This is a genomic window from Streptomyces sp. BK022 (genome assembly GCF_004217355.1).
In the GTDB taxonomy this organism is placed as follows: Bacteria; Actinomycetota; Actinomycetes; order Streptomycetales; family Streptomycetaceae; genus Streptomyces; species Streptomyces griseoluteus.
In genome coordinates this window covers 78,798-103,284 of the sequence record NZ_SHKU01000005.1, presented here as the reverse complement: position 1 = coordinate 103,284, position 24,487 = coordinate 78,798, and the positions used below count along the sequence as shown (strand labels likewise).

Below are 24,487 nucleotides of genomic sequence, written 5' to 3'. Positions count from 1 at the left end.
AGCCTGCCTCGGTGAGCGCCCAAGGATCACCGCGCCTCTCGTAAGGCTTGAGAAGCCCTGCCTTGACCATCCGGTTCCGCTGCCAAGCGGTTCGGTTCTCCCACTTGACTTCTCCGTTGGAAGGCTGCGGAAGGTGGTCGGTGCCGGTGAGCTGGGAGCCATATCGCTCCTCGATTCTCCGAAGCACGGCCTGCTTGGAACCCGCGCCGCCCATCTCGCCAAGCGTTATGAGAAGCCAACGGCCGAGTACCTCGTGGGGTGTCAGCTGCATGTTGGTGATCGTAGGAGCCGATCTGGTCCGTGTGGCGCCCTCTGCTGAGAAAGTGGCTTGGAGTTGGACGTAGTTGGGGCACCGCGCTCCGCTGGCAAGAAACACCCCAGCTTGCCTGACCGCCACCCCTGGGGGGAAACGCGTGACCCCAGGACGGTCTGACCTGGGGTTCCGCGGATAGCGGCTCCGGCTCGGCTGTCACTGTCGGTCCTCCTCGGTCGTCCTCGGGCGCCCGCGCACGGCCCGGAGACGGCCCAGCGGGGCCTCGTTGTCAGTGGGTGGCGCTATGGTGCGTCCGCCATCGAGGGCGACGCTTCGGGGAGGGCTGCTTTGGGAGCCAAGACGGGCCTGCTGGTCTACGCCGACGGCGATGTGCCGGGGGCGCTGCGACGAGCAGGGGCAGCGGACCTTGATCGGACCGTCATGATGATGCGGCGGCTCTACCCAGGCCGGCAGATCGAGGAGTGCGAGGGCTCGACACTCTGGGACGGCGTGTACCCCCCGAAGGGGACGACGTACGCGGCCAGCTGGCCTGGCGTGGACGTCATCGGTGATCAGAGGGTGATGATCGATGCTCCCTCCCAGCTTCCCGAACACCTCGTGGCGGCAAGCGCCGACCGACAGCTGGTCCTGCACGCCATGCACAGCGTCGTCGACTGGCTGGCATTCGCCGTGTGGGAGGACGGGCGTCTCGTCCGTTCCCTGAGCCTGTCTCCGGACAGCGGCATCATCGAGAACATCGGCGAACCGCTCCCCTTTGAGCTGCCCTACTGGGCCGGAGACCGCCCGGCCGACGTCATCCCCTGGCCGGACGAGGACGAAGATACGTACCCGCTGCCGTTCCACCCCTTGGAACTGGGCGAAGACGCACTGCGAGCGCTGTGCGGATTCACCCAGGAGGGCCTCCCCGAGCCGGACGACGTCGACGCAGACACCATCCGACTGCACGGCTTCCAGGTCCGAGACCCGCACGCCCCTGGCCCCGCGGAGCAGGAAACTCAGCTGCGAAGGGCCGTGGAAGTTATGGGACCGCCACGCGTGTACACGTTCGGCCCCGACGGCTCGCTGATCGAGCGCGACGGCCTTTAGCTGACGACCTCTTCGTCCCGAAACAACTTGGGCGGGGGTGCTGCCTTGGGCTGGTGCGGCTCCCGCCTGTGCTCATGGTCCGCTGACGTTCGTCCTCGTTCCGCCGTTGTTCGTAGGTGTTGTCACGCAGTTGGACACTCACCCCGCGAGTCCGGCCTACTTTGGGCGGCGCCTGCTCGCCTTCTTCTCGAGCTCGGTCTGGCCGCGCTTCGTCCAGTCACCTTGGTGGCGGTAGCAACGCGACGTGCCTTTCATCGTCTTGTTGCGGCAGCTACCTCGGTCCGTCGGCCAACCGCACTTACCCTGCTTCCACTCACCCACGGTCCCTCCCCCTCCCACTGGTCCGTCTCTGGGCATCCAGCGTGGGGCACCTTGCCTATGCAGGGCAGGGCGCAAGGCCGGCGGCGTCAGGCACGGGGGCGTACGCGGGTCAGTACGTCGAGCGCGCCACCCGAAGAGCACGCTTTCCAACTGTGGTGGCCTCTCCTGAGGCCACGTCCGGGGCGTTCACCTGGGTGCATGGGCGGCCCGCTTGTGGGTTGCGTCCGGCTCTTGATCCAGTCTGAACGGCCGTGCACGAGGCTGAATGAGACGGAAACTGAGACGGATGCGCACGCAGGGTTGAGGCGCCCGACCTGCCAGACTGCTGGTCTGACAGCTTCGTCCGTACGAGGATGCTGCAATGCGTTGTACTGACGAAGAGGACGAGCGGCTCAAGTTGATTCGCCGCTATGTCACGCCTGGCCGGCGGTACCTCAAACTAGGGGGCGTCCTGATCGGTATGAGTGGGAGCGACCGTGCCAAGTTCATGCGGAAGCTGGGCCAGGCCGCCGGTGAGATCAGTCCTCGCGAACTGAGCTTGCTGCTCGACGGCGGATGGCGCGAGCGGAAGACGGCAGCCTGGCTCATCGCCGTTGCTGGCCGATCCGAGTTCCGGGAAAGTCTGGGCGAACTCCTACTCGCCAGTGAGGGGCCGTACACGGGGCAGGCGTACTGTGTCGCTCTCACTACCTTCGGCACCTCGGCCGACGCAGCGCCCTTGGCGGCCTACCTCGACCGCTACTTGCAGCGCCCTGACCTCTACTACGACCAGACGGCCGCGCTCGGCGCGCTCTTGCTGCTCGATGCCAAGCTCGGTGCTGACCACGCGGGCCGGTTCCTCACTCCGAACGGACTCTGGCAGCAGTGGATCGACGGACCGCCCAGCAAGGACCGTGAGGCCCCGGACACCTACCGAGAGTTCATTGGCCAGCTCTGCGCTTTCGCTGATGAAGCTGCCAAACGCTGTTCGACACGTAGGCTCGGTGTGACCGCCGCTGGCAGCTGAGGGCATCTACCTACTTCTTCTTGCCCTGGGTCTTGCCGGGGATCTTGGTGAGCTGGGTTCTTGCTGGTCAGGGCCAGTGGGCTCGTGCTCCTGGTGGTCGTCGTCGGTCATCATTGGCCACTGTCGAGCGGCCTCGGACGGCCCAGGGACGGCCCAGCTTTGCCGCTGTCGACTGACGGCCGGCATGCTCGATACGGCCTGTCTGAACATCAGCCGACGACAGTCAGCCAAGCTGGCGGGCGCGCCGACCGATCATGCACACGTGTGCCTCACCGCACCCCCGTCGGCCTCAGCCACGCTGCCATGCCGTCGACCAGAGAACGCCACGACGACCGCCTGCGATGACGATGCCTGAGCCCTCAGATTGGGAAGGGACGGCGCTCGACTGGTCCCGGGGCGCGAAGACTGGTGGGCAGAGTGCGCTCTCGGACGGGCACGGTGTCGAGCCGGACTCGGTCGGACGTCCAGTCGGGGAACGCTTTTCGCGTGCACAGAGACTGCTGCCGCGTGGTTGTCAGTGGCCGGCCTTAGTGTGCCCGTGTGACGACCTTTCGATCCGGCTTCACGCTCTGGCAACTGGTCCAGACGGCACGGGAACTGACTGAGGACGCGCGCGTTCGGGAGCGCGTCGACGCGGTGTTGCACATCATGGGCGGCCTCGGTGGGAAGTACGGCAAGGGCAGGCCGCTGGTGAACGCCTTGGAGGACGTGGCCCAAGAGGCGCTCCTCCAGGGCGACTTCGCATTCGCCCAGCGCTTTCAGCGCTTCGCCGCCTATGCCGGAGGCGAACTGTTCCTTGACATCCTTGAGAACTACTACGACGACGAAGCCCGACAGCGCAGCGAGAAACACATGCGCAGGATGGCCGCACTGGGTGCAGACAGGGCGGTCGCCGCCCTTGACGTCCTGTGCCGCGATAAGGCCGGTGCAAGCGCCGCCGATGCCCGTGACCTCTTTCGCGGCATAGCCCAGTCCATTGACTACCTGGGCCTCGGGGACGGCGAGGGCGGGATCCGGCTCTCCACCAAGGAGGCGAGGCGACTCCAGGAATACGGACACATGGAGATGGTCCTCCGCAACCTGCCCCGGCCCGCCTCCGCCGATGCTGCCCGGATGATGAGCGACGTCCTGGCCGATGTCGACGCCGGCATGCTGGCCCAGTTGCTCGAACTGCGGGCCAGGCAGGTCGGCCTGGCGGCCCTGCGTACTGCGGTGGAGGACCCAGACAGCTCCGAGAGCGCCCTCCATGGCTGTCTGAAGAACCAGGAATGGATCTTCGGTGGGGCCTACGTGGCCGAGCTGGCACGCCGGCAGTACACCCCGGACGCGATCCTCGATATTCCGCTCCTGCGCGGCGACGGCTCCCTGCACGTGGTGGAGCTCAAGCGCGCCAACATCAAGGACCTGGTCATACGACGCTCCGGGCACCTCATGTTGGGTGCCCCGGCGCACCGCGCGGTCTCCCAGGCGCAGAACTACCTCCGGGCCATGGACGAGAACCGCCCGAGCATCCTGGCCGAGCACGGAGTCGACACCCGCCGGGCGTCGGCGACGGTCGTGATCGGACACTCGCGGTACGTGACCGGGGACGTCACCTCCCAGGAGATCGCGGAGACGCTGCGAACCTACAACACACACCAGGCGCGCATAGAAGTGATCACATACGAGACCTTGCTGGATTCAGCCTCCCGCATGCTGGCTCTGTCATCGGCACGGCAGGACGCAGACCCCGACCCGGACGAGGAGTCCGCTGCATGACCAACACACCACCCGCGATCGAACCGCTCCTGGCCCGCTTGTGCGGCGGTGAGATCACCGACAAGGACTACGTCGGATACTTCATGAACGAGTACGGAGAGGAACTCGTGTTCGCCCAGCGCCGGGGCGAGAAAACCGCTCGGCTCTGGCACAGCGACGCGGATTGGAAGATGTTCCTCGTCGGTGACCACTCGATTCGGCTCGACGGCCCGATGGACGGGATGATCACCGTTGCGGACCTGATCATCAACCGCGAGGAGGCGACATGGCTGTCCTCCTGCCTCGCCGCTTCCCGCCATCTACGGCAGGGACGGACCTGACCACGCACCGTGCTGAGGCCTCAACGGACGGGCCTGGCTCAGGGGAGGCGGCCAGACCCCTGCACATGAGCCCTGCTCTGCCCAGGCTGTGACGCGCGTTCGAATCTCGCCGCCGGCGCCGTGCCGGTGTCGTCCAGCGGCCCAGGGCGCCTCTACAGTGCGTGGCCGCCTACCTCGATGTCTACCCCTGAGATGGCACCTAATCGAAAGCCGTAATGATTACGTCAATTATGGCTTGAACCCCTGACCAGTCTTGGCTCTCCAAAACGGACTTATCACGAAGTGCAGCATCCATCTTGGCCTTGAATTTTTCTTGGAGTTGCACCTTACCCATTACCTCGCCCTGGTATGAGCGCGACCCTTCAATGTAGGACTTCCACTGGACAGGACTCAAAATCCCATCCGGCCGCTCCAATACGTCTCGTCCCAAGTAGAGCTCTATTGAACCGGCCAATCCGTTAACGTCAGCTAGTGCTATTTGCCCCTTGAGTGAGTCCTCAGTCGGGGGGCCGAGCGTCGGATAACGCGCCGCTATCTCAAGGGGTGGATATTGGCGAACTTGAATATTATTCGGCAATTTTCCCTGGTCGAGCTTCCGAATGGCATCGCTCGCCGCGGTGTCATTGTCGAATATTGCAACCACCCTATTTGCTATACCCGCTGCTGCGAACGCTCGGACCGTGTTCACCAAAGTTGAAGCGCCGCCCGGAGGTCGCCCCCCGTAGTCCATGAACTTGATGAAGTCAACTAGATGAGGGGCAAGAAGTTCTAGGGATGGCCGCAGTATTTCGACGTCCGTCTTCCCTTCCGTCAAAACAACCAAGGGAGCATGGGCGGCACCTTCTTCTCTCAGGCGATTCAAAGAGGTCGAGCATAGTGTCGCCAATTCTGGTTCATCCTTGGGTTCCTCGATAAAGTCGAGGTCCACGGTTACCTGTGCGTCCGGAACAGCTAGGAGGGCGGTTCGCAAAGCCAATCGTTCGTCCATGTAATCGATGTGGCGAACTACCCAGCGCATGCCGTCCATGCCGACTTCCTCAGGTGAGGGTCCACCCGCCTTGAAGTCCTCGATCCAGTCGTCTACCGAGTAATTGAGCAAGTATGTAGCGTCCAGGGCGTACGGTTTGAGCTCTGGGTCTAGGTTCTCATTTCGTTCTCTGTCGTTTTCTATGCACTCTGCAAGGTAATCGCGTGCTAGGGGTGCGGTGAAGCCCATTATGTCCAGCCTTTGGGCTACAGCCCTGCCTGGTGCGGAAAGTCTCGCTACTTCAATTATTTCCTCACCATATTCTTCTCCGTAAGCCTCATTTGCCGTCACTGAATGGATGGTTAGGGAATCGTCCGTAAAGGTGGCTAGGAGTTCCGGTGGGCACCCCTCCCGAAGCCTGTTAATCTGTGTGCCATTTACACGAAGTCCACCCCAAGTACTCACCTCGACATGATCCCCCATATGCCGGTCGCTTCGGTGCTTGTTCCCGAACTTCGAGAGCCTGGCGTCGCCGATCGGACGGCGCAGAGGTAACGAGGTATGAGGGAGCCGACCGCCCCAGCCACGACGTACCCCTTCTCTGACGTCAGGCGGCTGATGACTGTGCGCGCGGCACGGGCGCCGGCCGGGCTGGAGCGGGGCGGAGACAGGAGCGCAGGCCCGGCCGGGGGCCGGGCCGCGCGCGGGGAGCGGAGCGAGCCGCCTTGAACCCGTAGAGAAAGTTGTAACTCAGTCGCTCGCGCTGGTGCTTGGATCAGCCTCCGGCTTGCGGGTTTCTGCGATATGCCGGCCGTGTTCGGCAGCTCGTAGCAGTGACTGAGCTACCCGTTCGGCCTCGTCGGGGTGCAGGTAGACCTCCTGGGTCCACAGCACGGACAGGCGAATGGTGCCGTTTAGCAGGTTCGTTGCCACGTCCACCTCGGCGCCGTTGCCGGTGGCGTCGGTGACGTTCAGGTCTAGGTCGCTGCTGTAGGCGCTCATGCCGCCGAGCATGCCTGAGCCCCGGCTCACGGACGTGCCCGGGCCTTCGGGGTCAGCTGAGAGGGGACATCCTGGATCGGGGTCTGAACTCCTGGGCGCAGGGCGGGAGCTCTGTTCGGTGAGTTAGCGGTAGGTACGTCACCGGTCGGATGGTCCAAGTGACGCGGGTGCCGGCGTGTGTGACTGACACCCTGCAAGACTCCGACCGCAGTAGGGCTCTTCTGGTCTCCGCGCGACCGTCGTGCAGCCACTCCCACGCCTCGCCCGAAGCGTCCGGGTCCGAAGCCGGTGAGATCGTGCGGAGTGCCACCGCCACCCATCGGTCGGCCTGGGATGCCGAGTGGGCATCGAAGGATGCTAGGTGTGCCTGCCCCCGCTGCTCGGTGCGGTCCTCTGTCCAGCACTCGCACCAGAAGCCGCGGCGGGTTTCCTGACTCAGCACGGATGACCTCCTCGCGGCGCGTCTGCGTAGAGCTCCGCGGTGACCGTGTGGCCTTGGTCGCCGTCGTGGACGACAACCCGGTGGGCGATGGCGCTGACCGTGCCCAGCCCCCCGCCGTGCTCGGCGTCCTGGTCCTGGTGCTCGACCTTCGGGGCCGTTCCGTGCCGCCGTCGTCCGTGACCGATACCGCGACCACCTGAGCGGAGACCGCGACGGCCAGGTAGAAGCTGCCGTACTCCTGGCCGCTCGGGGTATGGAGGATCGCGTTCGCGCTTAGCTCGCTCAGGATCAGTTCGGCGTCCTCGGCTAAGGGCGAGCCGCGCAGGATGTCGCGGGTCCATCGGCGGACGCGGCTCACCTCGTCCGGGAATCCTGGGCAATGAGGCGGTGTTCGCGCCACCCAAGGAAGGCAAGCTCCGCGACGTGCCACTCCCCTTGCCGGTCGCTGGGGCCTCCGTACGCACATGAGGCGGTTCCGGCCGGTCGAGAACACCTTGCCGTTGAAAGTCGCCGACGAGCCCTGGTGACCAAGCGGCTGATCTTCACCGGACCGCGCGGCGGTCACGTCTGGCGTACCTCGCTCAACCGAGGAGGCGTGGAAGCGAGCGCTGGCCGGCGCCGGGGTGATCCCGTCCCTGAGCATGGTCGGCCCTACTCGAGTCCCGCGAGAACTACATGCACGCCTTCCGACACTTATACGCGTCGGTGCTCCCGGACGTGGGCGAGAACATCAAGGCCCTCGCCGATTACTTGGGCCACTCGGACCCCGGTCTCACCCTAGGTGCGTACGCGCACCTCATACCGTCCAGCCAGGAACGGACCGCCAGAGCGGTGTCCGACGTGTATCTGAGGTGTCGGCACCCCGAACCGTGAGATCAGCGGGCAGTACGGCAGGATGCTCGGGCCTCATCACTTCGGGGAAGGAACCCATGGACTCGACGGATGGCGTCATCAATCTGATCCACCTGGCCGACACGCCCGGCACCAGCGGCCACAGTGTCTCCGTGCGCGTCCTGGGTCGCTTTCAACCCGGAATTCTGACCGGCCACGACTTCCTCGATTGCGAGATCGTCATCGTGGCGGAATCGGTGAACGCCTCCTTCTCCGTGACGCTCCTCCCTGAAGACCTGGAGGACTGGGAGAGCGCCTTGGCAACCCTGGAGTCCGGTCGGTTCGCCTTGTGGCTCGAATCCGGGCGGACCCCCTCGATGAAGTTCGAGCCCGATGAGAGCCGCGGGCTCTGGGTGTCCGTTCACGACGGGCCGTCGTCAGGAGTCACTGTCACCATCCCGCTGTTCGCGCCACCGGAAGCATGGGCCAGCGAGCAGCGTGACCTACTCGCCCGGGTACGCGAGGTCTATCCGCAAGAGGTCGTCGAGACGTCACCCGGTGCCTACGAGTGGCGGCGTGCCAGTAACGCCTGACGGCCCGGCCGAGCAACTGACGGCCCAGAGACGGCCCAGCCCCACCAAAAAGCCCCCGCCCTGCGAAGAAACCGCAGGTCGGGGGCTTAACGGTGTCGTGTTACTTCTTCTTGCCCTGGGTCTTGCCGGGGATCGTGGTGAGCTGGGTCTTTGCTGGTCAGGACTGGTGGATTCGTGCGCCTGGTGGTCGTCGTTGGTTGTTCTTGGCCACTGTCGAGCGACCTCGGATCACAGGCAACGGCTCTACTACAGCTTGTGCTCTGATCTCACACTAACGGTGACACCACTTGCGGAGCTCGTCCTGGGCATGCTCGTCGGGGACCTCCAGCGGATCATCGAGTACCCAAAGCTCGGCTTCGCCGTCGAACAGGAGGTCCCGGAAGACGTGTGGGAGGCCTACGAATCCCTCGTCCGCGACGGCTTCACCACCCGTCTCATCGCTCCCTGACCCGCCCGAGCTGACCGGGACCACACGCACCAGCCGCCCCCGACCGATAGGGCGGGTCCTGCGGTGAGCCTCGCCCGGGGGCGATGGTGCCGTCCGCCGACCGGCCCAAACCGTGCTCTACTTCCCGCCGTGACCACCCACTGCTGCGAGGCGATGACCCGTCAGGTGAACCTGGCCTGCGACGAGCACACCGACCCGTTCTCCTGCCCGGACGCGCTCATCGAGTTCAGTGCCAAGTTCCAGGAGTACGGGCTGATCATCCACGACGGCGGCACATCGAGCAGTGCCATCGCGTTCTGCCCCTGGTGTGGGCGGCGGCTGCCGGAGTCGCAGCGTGACCGGTGGTTCGACGAGTTGGAGCGTCGGGGCATCGAGCCGGGGGAGGACGGCATCCCCGCCGAGTTCGAGGACGACCGCTGGCTCGCCGGCCCGACCCGGGGCTGACGAGCCGGCGGTGCGCGCCCCGGGGGCCGCGGCTCAACGGGCCTCGGCCGGCTGAAGGTCGACGGGCGCCGGCACCGGCCGGGCCTTGCGCGGGCCGAACGTGCTCAGCCCCGCGCTGATCGCCGTCGCGACCACCGCCGCCGCCAGTGCCGCCCGTAGCCCCGTCACGAAGTGGCCCGAGGACGCCTGTCCCACGAGCAGCCCCATCACGGCCACCCCGATGAGCCCGCCCAACTGGCGCGAGGCGTTGAGGACTCCGGAGGCGATGCCCGCGTTCGCGGGGTCCACCGAGCCGAGCATGGCGTTGGTCATGGACGGCACCACGAGACCGAGGCCGAACCCGGCGACCGCGAACTGCGCGACCATCCGTACGTAGGAGTCCGAGCCGACGACCGGGATCATGGCCAAGTAGCCCAGCGTGGCAAGGGAGTTGCCGGTGATCAGTACGGAACGGGCGCCGTACCGCCTGACCAGCGGGCCGCAGGAGAGGTTGGCGACCATGATGGCGGCCGTCATCGGCAGGAACGCCAGGCCCGCGGTGATCGGCGAGTAGTCCCACACCTGCTGGAAGAAGAGGCTGAAGACGAAAATGAGGCCGTAGAACGCGAAGTTGAGCAGCATGCCGATGAGCGACGTGGCGGAGAAGGCGTGCCGGCGGAACAGGTGCATCGGCAGCATGGGATCGGGGGTGCGGCGCTCGGCGACGAAGAAGCCGGCCAGCGCGAGCACGAAGACGACGAGGCAGGTCAGCACGGTGGCCGAGGTCCAGCCCCGCGCGTTGGCCTCCACGATCGCCCCGGTCAGCGCGCCCAGGCCGACGACGGCCAGGAGCTGGCCCGGCAGGTCCAGCGAGCGGGCCGCGGCGGCGTCACGGGCGGGCGCCGGGCGGGCGTAGGCCCGGACCAGGACGATGCCGAGCACGGCGATCGGCACGTTGACGAAGAAGATCGAGCGCCAGCCCAGCGCGTCCACCAGCAGACCGCCGGCCACCGGCCCGAGGGCCAGCGCGAGGCCGCCCGCCGCCGCCCACAGGCTCACCGCGCGGGTGCGCTCGTGAGGGTCGGGGAAGTTGGTGTTCAGGATCGACAGCGAGGACGGCACGATCATCGCGGCGCCCACGCCCTGGAGGACGCGGGCGGCGATCAGTGCGACCAGCGTGGGAGCGGCGCCGCAGATCAGCGAGGTCGCGGCGAAGAGCGCGAAGCCCCACATGAAGATCTGCCGGGGGTCGTAGCGGTCGCCCATGGCGCCGGCGGTCAGCAGGAAGGCGGCGAAGGTGAGGGTGTAGCCGTTGATCACCCACTCCAGGCCGGAGAGGCTGCCGCCGAACTCGGCGCCGAGGGCCTTGGTGGCGACGTTCACGACGCTGACGTCGAGGATGACGACGACGAAGCCGAGGCATGCCGCGAACAGGGTCAGTCCTGGCCTGGTCTTGCGGGGGGAGGTCTGGGGCACGGGTCTTCCTTCCGGCGGCGGGAGGGGGCGACGAGAGGTGCGGGAGCAGGGCGTGGCGCCACCGGCTCCGGTAGACTGTTCGCCGTTGGACGAACAGTCGGAGTGTACGCAGATCATCGAACACTCTGCAATCCGTATCCGCCCGAAGCCCGGCGGGTACCGAGTGAGCGCGACGGGACGGAGCGATCAGCCATGGCGGCACAGACCCCTCGGCGGCAGGACGCGGCGAGCCACCGCACCCCGCCCGCCCACACGGCCCCGGAGGACGTCGCACTGGAGACGGCCCTGCTCGCCCTGGCCGACCCCGTACGCCAGACGCTGGTCAAGGAGTTGGCCGAGGCCGGGGACTGGGAGCGGGCCTGCGGCACCTTCGACGTGCCGGTCACCAAGGCGACGCTGAGCCGTCACTTCACCGTGTTGCGCGAGGCGGGCCTCCTGGAGCAGCGGGACGCCGGGCCCAGGCGCCTCAACCGGCTCCGCAAGCCGGAGTTCGACGCCCGGTTCCCGGGCCTGCTGGACCTGGTGCTCGGCCAGGCAGGCACCGCCCGGCAGGCCTGACCGGCGTGCGGGGAACGCCGCTCACGCGTCCGGCGCGGTCCCTCGGCGTGCCGAGGTGACGTCCCCGGCCGTGCGCGGAGCGGGAATCGCCGGAGAGAGGCGGGCGTGCGCGCGGGCCCGGCGGTCGTCGGACTTCGCGCACAACTCCCTCACGGCCGAAGCGAATCGCTCGGGGGAAGGTGGGTCGGCCGGGCCGAGCAGGTGCTCCTTGAGCTTGGCGCGGTCGGCCGTGTGGCGGTCCTGGCGCGGGTCGCGCACCGCGTCCAGCAGGTACCGCACGGTCGTCGCGTCCGGGGTCAGCACGGTACCGGCCGACACGGTGGGGAAGGCGGCCCGGAAGTCGTCCTCGGACAGCCCCGAGGTGTTGGCCACGGCGTACGGCTTCTCGCTGCTCAGCCAGTCCGACACCACGCTGGAGACATCGCTGATCAGCAGGTCGGCCACGTTGAAGCAGGCGTACAGCGCCGGGCGGGGGCCGGTCACGATCCGGTGCTCCCACTGCGGGAACGACGCCCAGTACGCCCGCTCCCAGGCGGCCGTGGCCCGCGCGAGCCGTTCCTCGCGGTCGCCGTCCGGGGTGCCCTGGAGCATCATCCGCTCCAGCTCGTCCGCCGCGCCACGGAAGGTGGTCGAAGTGAGGCGGTCCAACTCGTGCGTGCGACGCAGTAGTTCAGTTTGGGCCTCGGGGCAGGGGCGGGGACCGGAGCGCTTGCTGTTGGCCTCGTGGATCAAGGTCCGGATGCGTTCGTCGGCCGCGCCCGCTCGGGGGTCCACCGAGCCGGTCATCGGGTGCGGCTTGTAAAGGACGCGTACCCGGGGGTCGTCGAGCAGCCGCGCGACGATGTGCTCGCCGGCGAGGACGACCGAGGTGTTGCCCGGATTGCCGTCCCAGCCCTCCCAGGTGGGGGCGTACAGCACGGTGGTGTAGGCGCCGGTGGGCGGGCCCGAGTACGGCCGGATCGGCGCCAGTTGGGGGCGTCCGACCTCCACCACGTCCTTGTCCTCCACGCCGACGTCCGCGAGCGCGTACCGCTCCCGCGCTGCCGGTCCCGCCACCCACACCTCGTCGTACGCCTTGGCGTAGGGGTTGCAGGAGGACAGCTTGTCGCTCTCGCCGTGGTTGACGAACGCGTGCCTGATGGCAGGGATGCGCAACACCTGCGACGTCTTGCCGGAGTTGGCCGGGTGCAGCATCGCCTTCAGCGTCGAGTTCTCCAGCGCGAACAGCGTGGCGACCTTGGGAAGGCAGAGCACGGGTACGTCCGTGGCGTCGATCTTCTGCACCATGAACCGCTCGCGCAGCACGATCAGCGGCCGCTCCAGCCCGGTGAGCGTGGAGAGCCACATGTTGGCCTGGTAGGCGGAGGTGGGGCCGCCGGAGAAGTACATCGCCACGGTGGGGCGGTACTCGGCCAGCCAGCCGTCCAGCCACTCCATGACCTGCGCGTCGCTCGCGGCCCGGTTCTCGGGCAGCAGCCAGGTGGCCAGGCGGGCGACGCCCATGCCGATCAGGGTGAGCGAGGCGGCGAGGCCGATCGCGCCCCAACGGCCGTGCGCGGTGAGCGCGGTGGCCAGAAGGCCCGCCGTGGCCGGGACGGAGAACGCCAGCAGGCGGTGCCCGGGCCGGCGGGCCAGGATGCGGGGCGGGGCGGCGGTCGGGTTCAGCGCCGAGACGTCGATGTTGCGGGTGACGACCGGCAGGGTCCGGGCGCGGCGTACCAGCAGGGCGACGGCCTGGCAGGCGAAGTGCAGGACGTAGAACGCGCTCAGCGCGGCGAGCAGCGGGGGCATCTCCCGTTCCGGGTCGATCCCGTCGATCCGCAGCAGCGCCACCACGATCAGCATGTCGCGCAGCAACTGCCGTACGGTCACGTCCAGCCGGATGCGGCTCAACGCGGACAGCAGGGCCGGGCGCCGGTGCAGCAGGCAGGCGTCGAGCGCGAGACCGGCCGCGCCGGAGGCGACGAGGACCGGGGCGTTCGGCAGCAGCGCGCCGGCCAACTGGGTGGCGAACAGCAGGAACAGCGTGGATATCGCGCACAGCACGGGTAGTTGGGTCCAGATTCTCGGGAGGAGTCCGGCGAGGGGCACGGTGTGAGCTCCTGCTGTTGGCGCGACGGGACACGCGGGCACCGGAACGACCCCGGCCACCCGTGCCCGCCCCGGCCCCACGCACAGCCAACGACCGGCCCTACCCCCGGTCACGTACCGCCGTGCTTTCGAATCCGCCCCGCCCTCCCGAGCAGCGGGACCTGTGGCCCGGCCCGTCCCGGCGCCGTGGCATCATCGGCCGGGGTTCCGGCGGAAGAAGGGTCGCGCAGCGTGGTGGAGAGGGTTCCCGGGGTGTCCGGCGGGGCCGGGGCGTTGCTCGACGGCGTCTCCCTGGAGATGACCGGGAAGGACGTGCCCCGGCTGGAGGAGGCGCGGACCTCGCTGGACGGCGGGACCCGGATCAACGTCACCTACCTCGCGGGAGAGGACGCCGGTATGCGGCTCGCGGCCGCGCGGGCGGTGCGTGAGCAAGGGCTCGTGCCGGTGCCGCACCTGTCGGCACGGCGGCTGCCCTCGAGCGCCGAGCTGGAACGTTTCCTCGCCGGGCTCGCCGAGGCGGGCGCCGTGGACAACGTCTTCGTGGTCGGCGGCGACCCCGCCCGTCCCGAGGGTCCCTACGAGGACGCGCTCTCCGTGATCAGCGGCGGCCTGCTCCAGCGGTACGGGGTACGGCACGTCGGCATCTGCGGCTACCCCGAGGGGCACCCGGCGATCGGCGACGACGCGCTGTGGTCCGCGCTCACCGGCAAGGCGGCCGCGATCGCGGAGGCGGGGCTCGCGGGCGACGTCATCACCCAGTTCGGCTTCGACGCCGAGGCCGTCCTCGGCTGGCTGGAGGCCCTGCGCGAGCGCGGGGTGCACCTCCCGGTACGGGTCGGCGTACCCGGCCCGGCGGGGGTGCGGCGCCTGCTCGGGTACGCGACGCGGTTCGGGGTCGGCACGGGGGCCTCCGTCGCCCGCAAGTACGGTCTCTCGCTGACCAACCTCATGGGTACGGCGGGTCCCGACCGCTTCCTGGACGACCTGGCGGGCGGCTACGACCCGTCCCGCCACGGCGCCGTCAAGCTGCACTTCTACACCTTCGGCGGCCTCCGGACGACCGCCGAGTGGATCACCCGCTACCGGGGGGAACGCGGCTAGCAGCCCCACAGGGCCGGGCCGATGGCAGAAGCGTGCCCGCGCTGCCTCCGTCGCCTCGCGGCGATGTCCCGACGGCGGCAGGCTTGGGGGGAGGGGAAGCAGGCCGCCGCCGCGTCACGTCGGGCCCGGCGGTGCCGCCCGCGGGCCCGTCCCCCCGGCCGCCCGCGAGCGCGACGGACGTATCCGGCCCCTGGTCCGCAGGGGGAACGGTATCGGGACGCGAAGTGAGGCGATCGAATGGACCAGGCTCCCGAGGTGGCCGTGATAGGAGCCGGCATCGTCGGACTCTGCACCGCGTACGCCCTGGCCGAGCGCGGTACGCCGGCGCGGGTCTTCGAACGCGGCGTTCCGGGCCACGGGCAGTCCAGTGGCCAGTCGCGCATATTCCGCCACGCGCACGACGACCCCCGCATGGTCGAGCTGACCCGCCAGGGCCGCGCCGTCTGGGACGAGTGGTCCGACCGGCTGGGTGTCGAACTGATCTCCGGGGACGGAGTGGTCGCCCTGGGCAGCCCCGTGCCGCGCAGACTGCGCATTCTGCGGGACGCCGGCGGCATACCGGCCCGAAGCGTGGACAGCGCCGAGCTGCACGCCCGTATGCCGCTGCTCGCCGACTACCACGGTCCCGCCATGCTCGACGAGGGCGGCGGAGCCATCCGCACCCGCGCCGCGGTCGAGAGCCTGGCCGACGCGCTGGGGGACTCCGTGGTCACCGACGAGGTCATCTCGCTCCACCCGACGGACCGGGGGACGGTGGAGGTGCTCAGTGCCGCCGGGCGCGAGGAGTACGCGACGGCCGTGGTCTGCGCGGGTCTCGGCACCGCGCGGCTGGCGCGCACCGTGGGGCTTTCGCTCCCCGTGCAACCGGCCGCCCACGTCCGCCTCACCTTCCAGGTCGTCGGAGCGCCTCCGGAGCGGGTCGCCTGCCTGCAGGACAGCAGCGGCGAATTCGGGGAGGTCGGCGTCTACGCGGTCCCCTATCCGGGCAACAGCCGGTACGCGGTGGGCCTCAGCCAGACGGTCGAGGTGCGGGAGGACGGCAGCTTCGCGGACCCCGAGGCCCTGGCGGAACTCGGCGACCGTGCCCGCGCGTACGTCTCCCGCGCACTGCCCGGCCTCGACTCGGAGCCCGTCGAGCACCTCCACTGCTGGGTGACGAGCCTGCCGTGGAGCGAGGACGGCATGGCGGTCTGGGAAGCCGGCGGGATCTTCTTCGCCGCCGGGCACAACCTGTTCAAACAGGCTCCGCGGCTGGGACGGGCCCTGGCCGCGGCGGCCCTGGGCGAGGGACTCGAGGAGGATCTGCGTCCCGCCGCAGCACTCGGCCGGCCCCGCTGAACCCCGGCAGGCAGGCAGGTCGGTCGGCGTATCCGCCCCTCCCGTGGCCGGACCGAACCGCCTGGCCGCCCCCGACGTGCATGTCGGAAACTCGCCAGCCTCCGGTGCCGTACTGCCCGATGCTTGGGGCATGCGGAACGAGACCCCCAGCATCCAGGCCCCCCATCCCGACCGGGAGCACTGGGTGCACGCCGTCCAGTCCAAGGACGCCCGGTTCGACGGCTGGTTCTTCACCGCCGTGCTCACGACCCGCATCTACTGCCGCCCGAGCTGCCCGGTCGTGCCGCCGAAGGCCGAGAACATGACCTTCTACCCGAGCGCCGCCGCCTGCCAGCGCGCCGGGTTCCGCGCTTGCAAGCGCTGCCGGCCCGACGCCACCCCCGGCTCGCCGGAGTGGAACCACCGTGCCGACCTGGTCGCCCGCGCCATGCGGCTCATCGCGGACGGGGTCGTGGACCGGGAGGGCGTGCCCGGACTCGCCGCCCGGCTCGGTTACTCCGCCCGCCAGATCGAGCGCCAGCTCCTCGCCGAACTCGGCGCGGGGCCCCTCTCCCTGGCCCGCGCCCAGCGCGCCCAGACCGCGCGGCTGCTGATCGAGACCACCGTGCTGCCCATGGCGGAGGTCGCCTTCGCCGCCGGTTTTCCTCCATCCGCACCTTCAACGACACCGTCCGCGAGGTCTTCGCCCTCGCCCCGTCCGACCTGCGCGCCCGCGCACCCCGGACCCGAGCGGCCGGCACCGCGGGCACGCTCACGCTCCGGCTGCCGTTCCGCGCCCCGCTGAACCCCGGCAACCTCTTCGGCCACCTCGCCGCCACCGCCGTACCCGGCGTGGAGGAGTGGCGGGACGGCTCCTACCGGCGCACGCTGCGGCTGCCGTACGGGCACGGCATCGTCGCCCTCACACCCGGCGACACCCACGTCGGCTGCCGGATCGCCCTCAGCGATCTGCGCGACCTCACCGTGGCCATCAGCCGGTGCCGGAGACTGCTCGACCTGGACGCCGACCCGGTGGCCGTGGACGAGCGGCTGCGCGCCGACCCGCTGCTCGCCCCGCTGGTGGACGCCGGGCCGGGGCGCCGGGTGCCGCGCACGGTGGACGAGGAGGAGTTCGCCGTACGGGCGGTGCTCGGGCAGCAGGTGTCCACGGCCGCCGCCCGTACGCACGCGGCCCGGCTGGTCACCGCGCACGGCAAGCCGCTGGACGACCCCGAGGGCGGGCTCACCCATCTCTTCCCCGACCCCGACGCGCTGGCCGCCGTGGACCCGGAGACCCTCGCCATGCCGCGCAGCCGCCGCGCCACGCTGACCACGCTGGTCGGCGCGCTCGCGGGCGGCACCCTGAACCTGGGCGTGGAGGCCGACCGGACCGAGACCCGCGCCCGGCTGCTGGAGCTGCCCGGCTTCGGACCCTGGACCGCCGACGTCATCGCCATGCGCGCCCTCGGCGATCCCGACGCCTTCCTCCCCACCGACCTCGGTGTCCGGCGCGCGGCCGAGGCCCTGGGCCTGCCCGCGACCCCGGCCGCGCTCACCGCCCGCGCGGAGGCGTGGCGGCCATGGCGGGCGTACGCCGTGCAGTACCTGTGGGCGACCGACAGCCACCCGATCAACTTCCTCCCGGCCTGAAGGACTTCCCGTGCGACACCACACCGTGACCGACAGCCCCTACGGGCCGCTGACCCTCGTCGCGGACGCCGAGGGCGCCCTGTGCGGCCTGTACATGACCGACCAGCGGCACCGCCCGGCCCACGACACCTTCGGCCCGCGCGACGACCGCGTGCGCGTCTTCGCCGAGACCCGGGAGCAGTTGGCGGCCTACTTCGCCGGTGAGACCCGGCGCTTCACCGTCCCGCTCGGTCTGCATGGCACGCCGTTCCAGCGCAGGGTGTGGGACCAGCTCACCGAGATCCCCTACGGGGAGACCCGGAGCTACGGCCAACTCGCCCTGGCCCTCGGCACCCCGGGTGCCTCCCGCGCGGTCGGCCTGGCGAACGGCCGCAACCCGGTCGGCATCATCGTCCCCTGCCACCGCGTGGTCGGCTCCGACGGCAGCCTCACGGGATACGGCGGCGGCCTGGACCGCAAGCGAAGGCTGCTGGCCTTCGAACGTGGCTCGGAGCGGGCCGAGGAGGGGGTGCTCTTCTAGCCTTCGGGTCTAGCTCTCGGGCGCCAGGCCCCGCAGCAGCTTCGGCAGCGCCGTGCCGATCGGCTCGCGCACCACCTCGTCCGCGAGGTCGTCGTACGGGGTCGGCTCGGCGTTGACGACGATCAGCCGGGCGCCGTGGTCCGCCGCGACCCCGGCCAGCCCGGCGGCGGGCTGCACCTGGAGGCTGCTGCCCACGGCCACGAACACCGAGCACGCCTTGCTGATCGCCAGCGCCTCCCCGAGGACCACGGGGTCGAGGTTCTCGCCGAACATCACGGTCGCCGACTTCAGGATGCCGCCGCACGCCAGGCACGGCGGGTCGTCCTCGCCGGCCTCGACCCGCGCCAGCGCGTCCGCCATCGAGCCGCGCACCTCGCACCGGGTGCACACCACACTCCGGGCGCTGCCGTGCAGTTCCAGCACCTTGCGCTCCGGCAGCCCGGCCCGCTGGTGCAGTCCGTCCACGTTCTGGGTGAGGACCCGTACGGGCACCCCCGAGCGCTCCAGCTCGGCGACAGCCTGATGCGCCGCGTTCGGCTCGGCGCGCAGGGTCTGCTGGGAGCGCCGCAGCTGCCAGGACCGCCGGCGGATCCCGGGGTCGCCCATGTAGTACTCGTAGGTGACGAGCTTCTCCGCCTCGGGGTCCTTGCGCCACAGCCCGTTGGGCCCGCGGTAGTCGGGGATGCCGGAGTCGGTGGAGATTCCCGCGCCGCTCAGCACGGCGACCAGAGGCTTGCTCATGCCCCCGAGGCTAGGCCGGTGCCACCCCGGCCGGCCAACGAAATACCCCTCACCCCTCTAGGGCCCACCGCACCCCCGCGACCACCCCCAGCACCACCGCCGGCACCACCCACCCCCACCCCAGCACCCGCCGCACCGACGGCAGCACCCACACCGCCGCCGCCACCCCGGCCGCCCCGACACTCATCACACACGCCAGCACGATCCCCGCGTACGCGTCGTCGTCCCAGGGCCCGGAGGGCCGGATGGTGAGCGCGGTCCAGCAGAAGTAGGCGGAGACGAGGGTCAGCAGGACGATCGGCATGGCGAGCACCGTGGCGAGCGGGCGGCGGTCGCCGTCCTCCGGGCAGGGACCGGGCACCGTCAGATCGCCCGGTGCCCGTTCTCCAGTTCCGCCGGGCCGTCGCCGTCCTCCAGGGCGTCCAGGGCGGCGAGGACGCGGCGGCCCAGGGGCGGGGGGAGGTAGTCGGGGAGGTCGGTGCGCGGGACCAGGCGCCAGGAGAGAAGTTCCTCCTCCTGGAGGCGGATGGCCTTGAGGTCGGCGTCGGTGAGGACGCCGCCGTCGTAGAGGTAGGCGACCATCGGGATGTGGCCGGGGACCGGGACCCAGTCCACGGCCAGCAGGCGGCCCGGCGCGCGGTCCAGGCCGATCTCCTCCAGCGTCTCGCGGCGGGCGCCCAGGCGGGGCGTCTCTCCGTCGTCGGACTCGATGGTGCCGCCCGGCAGACCCCACCCCGGCCGGTAGTTCGGCTCGACCAGCAGGACCCGGCCCTCCGCGTCCCGGAACAGGGTCGCGGCGGCGGACAGGACGCGGGGCAGACCCGCGATGTACGTGGCGAAGTCGTCAGAGGTGGTCATCCAGGCAGGGTAACCAGGGGGCGTCGATCACAACCCCTAGGGTGGACGCCGCGCCGACCCGCGGGGGGTGGTGCAGCGAGCGGTGAGGGGACGCGGAGTGACGGACGGTGTGGGGCGCGGGGTGCTGGTCGCCCCGGACAAGTTCAAGGGGTCGCTGACGGCGGCGGAGGTGGCCGCGCACGTCGCGGCCGGGCTGCGCCGCGCCGTACCGGGCGTCGTGGTCGAGACGCTGCCCGTGGCCGACGGCGGGGACGGGACCGTGGACGCGGCCGTCGCCGCCGGGTTCGAGCGCCGGGAGGTGCAGGTCGCAGGTCCCCTCGGGCATCCGGTGACCGCCGCCTTCGCGGTGCGCGGGGACACGGCGGTCGTGGAGATGGCCGAGGCGAGCGGACTCCGCCGCCTCCCCGCCGGGACCTTCGCCCCGCTCACCGCATCCACCCACGGCTCCGGCGAGCTGCTGCGGGCCGCGCTGGACTCGGGCGCCCGGACCGTCGTCCTCGGCGTGGGCGGCAGCGCCACGACGGACGGGGGAGCGGGGATGCTCACGGCGCTCGGCGCGCGGTTCCTGGACGAGCGGGGGGAGCCGGTCGGGCCGGGCGGCGGCGGACTCGCCGACCTCGCGGAGGCCGACCTGACCGGCCTCGACCCCCGCCTCGCCTCCGTCGAGCTGGTCCTGGCCAGTGACGTCGACAACCCCCTCACCGGTCCGCACGGCGCCGCCGCCGTCTACGGCCCGCAGAAGGGCGCCTCCCCGACCGACGTACCCCTCCTCGACGCCGCCCTCGCCCGCTTCGCGGCCGTCCTTGCCCCCGGCCTCGCGGAGCGTCCCGGCGCGGGCGCGGCGGGCGGCGTCGGCTACGCGGCCCTCCTCCTCGGCGCCCGCTTCCGCGCCGGGATCGAGGTCATGCTCGACGTCCTCGGCTTCGCCGAAGCCCTGGCCCGCGCCGACCTCGTCATCACCGGCGAGGGCGCCCTGGACGAACAGACCCTGCACGGCAAGGCCCCGGCAGGCGTGGCCGCGGCCGCCCGCGCCGCGGGCAAGGAGGTTCTCGCGGTCTGCGGCCGTCTGACCCTGCCCCCCGAGACCCTCCACCGGTCCGGCATCACGGCGGCCTACCCCCTCACCTCCCTGGAACCCGACCCCGCCACCTGCATGGCCCAGGCCGGCCCGCTGCTGGAACGGGTCGCGTTCCGCATCGCGGAACAGCACCTGAGGTGACACCCCAGGGCAGGGAAAAGATAAAGAGGTCAGGGCAAAGCGAAGGGCCCCGGACCAGTGAAGGTCCGGGGCCCCGAAGCAGAGCGATCGCGCGTTACGGCAGCTGCGCCGCTCGCGCCTCCCGGCGGTTGTCGCGGAAGTTGTTCACCCGGCGCGCCGTGGCGAACAGCGGGATCACCGCGCCCATGACGAGCTGGAGTGCGCACCCCGCCTGGAGCAGGAGCTGCCCGCCCGGCGCGTCGAAGGCCCAGGCTGCCAGCAGCCCCATGGACAGGACGATCCAGCCGAGCACCGCCCCGGCGAGGCGGCCCCGCGGCTTGGGGTACTCGACCCGGCTCACCATCAGCCAGGCGATGCCCACGATGGCCAGCAGGGTCGCCGGGAACGGCAGCTCCAGGAGCACGATGGACACGACCGTCAGCGCGCCGAACGGCGAGGGCATGCCCTGGAACATGCCGTCCTTCACCGTCACGCACGAGAACCGCGCGAGCCGGAGCACGACGGCGAGCAGCACCACGATCGCCCCGAGAGCCGCCACCCGCTGGTGCGCGTCGTCCGCGACCATGCCGTAGACCAGGACGAAGTACGCCGGGGCCAGGCCGAAGCTGATCAGGTCGGAGAGGTTGTCCAGCTCCGCGCCCATCGGGGAGGAGCGCAGCTTGCGCGCCACCAGCCCGTCGAAGAGGTCGAACACCGCCGCGCAGAGCATCAGGATGACCGCCGTGGCCGCGCTGTGGCGGGCCATGCCGGATTCCTGGCTGCCGGTGAGGTGCGGGATCAGGATGCCGGTGGTGGTGAAGTACACCGCCATGAAGCCGCAGGTCGCGTTGCCGAGCGTGAGGGTGTCCGCTATCGACAGGCGCATAGAGAGGGGCATCTCCTCCTCGTCGCCCGCCTCGTCGGCCTCAGGCACCCAGCCCGCCTGTGTCTCTGGATCAATCACGGTCAATGCGAGTCACCCCAGCCACGGTCTTCTGACCGACCTCGACGTCGACCTCCACGCCCTCGGGCAGGTAGAGGTCGACACGCGAGCCGAAGCGGATCAGACCGATGCGGTCACCCTGCTCGACCTTCGTGCCCTTCGGGATGTAGGGCACGATGCGACGGGCCACAGCGCCCGCGATCTGGATCATCTCGATGTCGCCGAGTTCGGTGTCGAAATGCCAGACTACGCGCTCGTTGTTCTCGCTCTCTTTGTTGAAAGCAGGAACAAATCCGCCGGGGATGTGCTCGACCGACGTCACGGTGCCCGCCAGCGGCGCCCGGTTGACGTGGACGTTGAGCGGGCTCATGAAGATGGCTACGCGGGTGCGGCCGTCCTTCCAGGGCATGATGCTCTGCACCACACCGTCGGCGGGCGAGATGACGCGGCCCGCGGTGATCTCGCGCTCCGGGTCGCGGAAGAACCACAGCATGCCCGCCGCGAGAGCGGTGGCGGGCACGGCGACGGCCTTGGCGGCGCCCGAGCGGCGGGCCCGTGCCAGGCTGAGGGCCGCGGTGGCGACGGTCGGGAGGAGCCACGGCGATGCTCCGCGCGCGAGGCGTACGCCGCCGGCTCGGCTGTCGCTGGGTGCAGAGGTTTGGCTGTGGGGCATGGATGACCTTCGTAGCGGATGATGCCGCGCAATGACGGGGGACGGCGGCTTTCCGGGGATCGTACCGGGCGCGGGCCGCAACTGGGCAAGCCAGGAAGCCGAGTCGGCGGCCGAAGACCGTCGACGGGGTGTGATCTTCTTCTCGGCGATAACACCCCGTCTCCGGACAATCAGCCCTGGAACCGATACTCTTCGAGCAGGCGCCGGCCGATGATCATTTTCTGGATCTCGGCGGTACCCTCACCGATCAGCAGCATCGGCGCCTCGCGGTACAGGCGCTCGATCTCGTACTCCTTGGAGAAGCCGTAGCCGCCGTGGATGCGGAAGGCGTCCTCGACGACCTCCTTGCAGTACTCGGAGGCCAGGTACTTGGCCATTCCGGCCTCCAGGTCGTTTCGCTCCCCGGAGTCCTTTTTGCGCGCGGCGTTCACCATCATCGCATGGGCGGCCTCGACCTTGGTGGCCATCTCGGCCAGCTTGAACTGGATGGCCTGGTGCTGGGCGATCTGCTTGCCGAAGGTGTGCCGCTGCTGGGCGTACTGGACGCCCAGCTCGAAGGCGCGCTGGGCGACACCGCAGCCACGCGCCGCGACGTTGACCCGGCCGACCTCCACGCCGTCCATCATCTGGTAAAAACCCCGGCCCGTGACGCCGCCGAGGACCCGGTCGGCCGGCACGCGCAGGCCGTCCATGATCAGCTCGGTGGTGTCGACGCCCTTGTACCCCATCTTGTCGATCTTGCCGGGGATGGTGAGACCGGGCCGGACCTCGCCGAAGCCGGGCTCCTTCTCCACCAGGAAGGTCGTCATGGACTTGTGGGGCGCGGTGCCCTCGGGGTGTCCTTCGTCACTCCGGACCAGAACGGCCACCAGCGAGGACGTTCCGCCGTTCGTCAGCCACATCTTCTGGCCGTTGAGGACGTACTCCTCGCCGTCCTTCACCGCCTTGGAGGTGATGGCCGACACGTCCGAGCCGAGCGCCGGCTCCGACATCGAGAACGCGCCCCGGATGTCGCCCGCCGCCATGCGCGGCAGGAAGTGGTCCTTCTGCTCCTGCGTGCCGTGCTGCTTGAGCATGTACGCCACGATGAAGTGCGTGTTGATGATCCCGGAGACCGACATCCAGCCGCGGGCGATCTCCTCCACGCACAGCGCGTAGGTGAGCAGCGACTCGCCCAGGCCCCCGTACTCCTCGGGGATCATCAGGCCGAACAGGCCGAGTTCCCTCAGGCCGTCGACGATCGCTTGCGGGTACTCGTCGCGGTGCTCCAGCTCGGTGGCGACCGGGATGATCTCCTTGTCCACGAAGTCGCGGACGGTGGAGAGGATCTCCCGCTGGATGTCCGTCAGACCGGCGGTCTGGGCGAGGCGCGCCATCTACTTCACCTGCTCCTTGAGCTCGGGGCGGCCGGGCTGCTCGCCGCCGCGCTCCTTGATGTACGTCTCGGTCGGCACCATGACCTTGCGGCGGAAGACGCACACCAGGGTGCCGTCCTGCTTGTAGCCCTTGGTCTCGACGTGCACGATCCCGCGGTCGTCCTTCGACTTCGACGGCCACTTGTCGAGCACGGTCGTCTCGCCGTAGATGGTGTCGCCGTGGAAGGTCGGCGCCACGTGCTTCAGCGACTCGATCTCCAGGTTGGCGATCGCCTTGCCGGACACGTCCGGCACCGACATGCCGAGCAGCAGCGAGTAGACGTAGTTGCCGACCACCACGTTCTTGCCGAAGTCCGTGGTGCTCTCGGCGTAGTTGGCGTCCATGTGAAGCGGGTGGTGGTTCATGGTGAGGAGGCAGAAGAGGTGGTCGTCGTACTCGGTGACCGTCTTGCCGGGCCAGTGCTTGTAGACGGCCCCGACCTCGAACTCCTCGTAGGTGCGCCCGAACTGCATG

23 protein-coding genes and 3 pseudogenes are annotated in these 24,487 nt (G+C 69.7%); 13 read left to right on the top strand and 13 right to left on the bottom strand.

Annotation, left to right across the window (positions count from 1 at the left end; genetic code table 11):
• Window positions 1-601 precede the first annotated feature (601 nt).
• From EV284_RS21565 to EV284_RS21545, 4 genes are all read left to right on the top strand, one after another.
• A complete protein-coding gene (locus EV284_RS21565; RefSeq protein WP_130336710.1) occupies window positions 602-1,360 on the top strand; it encodes a hypothetical protein in 759 nt (252 codons plus the stop codon).
• A gap of 682 nt (window positions 1,361-2,042) precedes the next feature.
• A complete protein-coding gene (locus EV284_RS21555; RefSeq protein WP_130336706.1) occupies window positions 2,043-2,687 on the top strand; it encodes a DUF6000 family protein in 645 nt (214 codons plus the stop codon).
• A gap of 540 nt (window positions 2,688-3,227) precedes the next feature.
• A complete protein-coding gene (locus tag EV284_RS21550) occupies window positions 3,228-4,445 on the top strand; it encodes a Shedu anti-phage system protein SduA domain-containing protein (RefSeq protein WP_130336704.1) in 1,218 nt (405 codons plus the stop codon).
• Window positions 4,442-4,765: a hypothetical protein gene (locus EV284_RS21545; RefSeq protein WP_130336702.1), complete on the top strand. Its 324-nt coding sequence runs from the start codon at window positions 4,442-4,444 to the stop codon at window positions 4,763-4,765. The genes EV284_RS21550 and EV284_RS21545 overlap by 4 nt, the downstream gene beginning before the upstream one ends.
• Window positions 4,766-4,964: 199 nt before the next feature.
• Here the strand turns inward: EV284_RS21545 and EV284_RS21540 are convergent, their stop codons facing one another.
• From EV284_RS21540 to EV284_RS33405, 4 genes and pseudogenes are all read right to left on the bottom strand, one after another.
• Entirely contained in the window at window positions 4,965-6,083 is a 1,119-nt protein-coding gene (locus EV284_RS21540) for a hypothetical protein (RefSeq protein WP_165425610.1), read from the bottom strand.
• A gap of 399 nt (window positions 6,084-6,482) precedes the next feature.
• Window positions 6,483-6,734 carry a hypothetical protein gene (locus EV284_RS21535; protein ID WP_242625774.1) on the bottom strand — a complete coding sequence of 84 codons (252 nt, stop codon included), beginning with the start codon at window positions 6,732-6,734 and terminating at the stop codon, window positions 6,483-6,485.
• A 52-nt stretch (window positions 6,735-6,786) separates the two neighbouring features.
• Window positions 6,787-7,176 carry a hypothetical protein gene (locus EV284_RS33410; protein ID WP_130336696.1) on the bottom strand — a complete coding sequence of 130 codons (390 nt, stop codon included), beginning with the start codon at window positions 7,174-7,176 and terminating at the stop codon, window positions 6,787-6,789.
• Window positions 7,170-7,576 (bottom strand): annotated as a pseudogene (locus tag EV284_RS33405) (ATP-binding protein). Before EV284_RS33405 ends, EV284_RS33410 begins: the two are co-directional and overlap by 7 nt.
• A gap of 529 nt (window positions 7,577-8,105) precedes the next feature.
• Between EV284_RS33405 and EV284_RS21515 the strand changes: the two are divergent.
• From EV284_RS21515 to EV284_RS21505, 3 genes and pseudogenes are all read left to right on the top strand, one after another.
• Window positions 8,106-8,600: a DUF5959 family protein gene (locus tag EV284_RS21515; RefSeq protein ID WP_130336694.1), complete on the top strand. Its 495-nt coding sequence runs from the start codon at window positions 8,106-8,108 to the stop codon at window positions 8,598-8,600.
• A 292-nt stretch (window positions 8,601-8,892) separates the two neighbouring features.
• Window positions 8,893-9,048 (top strand): annotated as a pseudogene (locus EV284_RS21510) (YdcF family protein); the annotation flags it as partial.
• A gap of 129 nt (window positions 9,049-9,177) precedes the next feature.
• Window positions 9,178-9,492, top strand: a complete 315-nt coding sequence (locus EV284_RS21505; RefSeq protein WP_130336692.1) for a hypothetical protein — start codon at window positions 9,178-9,180, stop codon at window positions 9,490-9,492.
• A gap of 33 nt (window positions 9,493-9,525) precedes the next feature.
• Here the strand turns inward: EV284_RS21505 and EV284_RS21500 are convergent, their stop codons facing one another.
• A complete protein-coding gene (locus tag EV284_RS21500) occupies window positions 9,526-10,947 on the bottom strand; it encodes an MFS transporter (protein WP_242625773.1) in 1,422 nt (473 codons plus the stop codon).
• A gap of 192 nt (window positions 10,948-11,139) precedes the next feature.
• Here EV284_RS21500 and EV284_RS21495 point away from each other — a divergent pair, with 192 nt between their 5' ends.
• Window positions 11,140-11,505, top strand: a complete 366-nt coding sequence (locus EV284_RS21495) for a helix-turn-helix domain-containing protein (RefSeq protein WP_130336687.1) — start codon at window positions 11,140-11,142, stop codon at window positions 11,503-11,505.
• Between the two features lie 21 nt (window positions 11,506-11,526).
• On the opposite strand, the gene EV284_RS21490 is transcribed toward EV284_RS21495, so the two are convergent.
• Window positions 11,527-13,596: a hypothetical protein gene (locus EV284_RS21490; RefSeq protein WP_130336685.1), complete on the bottom strand. Its 2,070-nt coding sequence runs from the start codon at window positions 13,594-13,596 to the stop codon at window positions 11,527-11,529.
• 297 nt (window positions 13,597-13,893) lie between these two features.
• On the opposite strand from EV284_RS21490, the gene EV284_RS21485 reads away from it, so the two are divergent.
• The 4 genes and pseudogenes from EV284_RS21485 (at window position 13,894) to EV284_RS21470 (ending at window position 18,184) form a co-directional block, all read left to right on the top strand.
• Window positions 13,894-14,697, top strand: coding sequence for a methylenetetrahydrofolate reductase (locus EV284_RS21485; RefSeq protein WP_130337445.1), 804 nt, complete (start codon window positions 13,894-13,896; stop codon window positions 14,695-14,697).
• Window positions 14,698-14,934: 237 nt separating this feature from the next.
• On the top strand, window positions 14,935-16,035 hold the full coding sequence (locus tag EV284_RS21480) for an FAD-dependent oxidoreductase (RefSeq protein ID WP_130336683.1): 1,101 nt from the start codon (window positions 14,935-14,937) through the stop codon (window positions 16,033-16,035).
• Between the two features lie 130 nt (window positions 16,036-16,165).
• Window positions 16,166-17,664, top strand: a pseudogene (locus EV284_RS21475) (AlkA N-terminal domain-containing protein).
• 10 nt (window positions 17,665-17,674) lie between these two features.
• The gene (locus tag EV284_RS21470) at window positions 17,675-18,184 is read left to right on the top strand and encodes a methylated-DNA--[protein]-cysteine S-methyltransferase (RefSeq protein ID WP_130336681.1); all 510 of its coding nucleotides are present in this window, start codon (window positions 17,675-17,677) and stop codon (window positions 18,182-18,184) included.
• Window positions 18,185-18,193: 9 nt separating this feature from the next.
• On the opposite strand, the gene EV284_RS21465 is transcribed toward EV284_RS21470, so the two are convergent.
• The 3 genes from EV284_RS21465 to EV284_RS21455 are packed head-to-tail and all read right to left on the bottom strand — an operon-like array spanning window position 18,194 to window position 19,783.
• Window positions 18,194-18,925 carry a Sir2 family NAD-dependent protein deacetylase gene (locus EV284_RS21465; RefSeq protein ID WP_130336679.1) on the bottom strand — a complete coding sequence of 244 codons (732 nt, stop codon included), beginning with the start codon at window positions 18,923-18,925 and terminating at the stop codon, window positions 18,194-18,196.
• 49 nt (window positions 18,926-18,974) lie between these two features.
• Window positions 18,975-19,286, bottom strand: a complete 312-nt coding sequence (locus EV284_RS33015) for a hypothetical protein (RefSeq protein WP_207229120.1) — start codon at window positions 19,284-19,286, stop codon at window positions 18,975-18,977.
• A gap of 2 nt (window positions 19,287-19,288) precedes the next feature.
• Window positions 19,289-19,783, bottom strand: a complete 495-nt coding sequence (locus EV284_RS21455; protein WP_130336677.1) for an NUDIX hydrolase — start codon at window positions 19,781-19,783, stop codon at window positions 19,289-19,291.
• Between the two features lie 121 nt (window positions 19,784-19,904).
• On the opposite strand from EV284_RS21455, the gene EV284_RS21450 reads away from it, so the two are divergent.
• A complete protein-coding gene (locus tag EV284_RS21450) occupies window positions 19,905-21,002 on the top strand; it encodes a glycerate kinase (protein ID WP_207229115.1) in 1,098 nt (365 codons plus the stop codon).
• Window positions 21,003-21,096: 94 nt separating this feature from the next.
• Here EV284_RS21450 and pssA read toward each other — a convergent pair whose 3' ends face one another.
• From pssA to EV284_RS21430, 4 genes are all read right to left on the bottom strand, one after another.
• Entirely contained in the window at window positions 21,097-21,951 is an 855-nt protein-coding gene (pssA, locus tag EV284_RS21445; RefSeq protein ID WP_086691039.1) for a CDP-diacylglycerol--serine O-phosphatidyltransferase, read from the bottom strand.
• Entirely contained in the window at window positions 21,938-22,597 is a 660-nt protein-coding gene (locus EV284_RS21440; protein ID WP_130336675.1) for a phosphatidylserine decarboxylase, read from the bottom strand. The genes pssA and EV284_RS21440 overlap by 14 nt, the downstream gene beginning before the upstream one ends.
• Before the next feature lie 170 nt (window positions 22,598-22,767).
• Window positions 22,768-23,973 (bottom strand): acyl-CoA dehydrogenase family protein, encoded by a 1,206-nt coding sequence (locus EV284_RS21435; RefSeq protein WP_130336673.1) that lies wholly within the window; start codon window positions 23,971-23,973, stop codon window positions 22,768-22,770.
• Window positions 23,974-24,486 (bottom strand): MaoC family dehydratase, encoded by a 513-nt coding sequence (locus EV284_RS21430; protein WP_130337438.1) that lies wholly within the window; start codon window positions 24,484-24,486, stop codon window positions 23,974-23,976. It lies immediately after the preceding gene.
• Between the last annotated feature and the right edge of the window lies 1 nt (window position 24,487).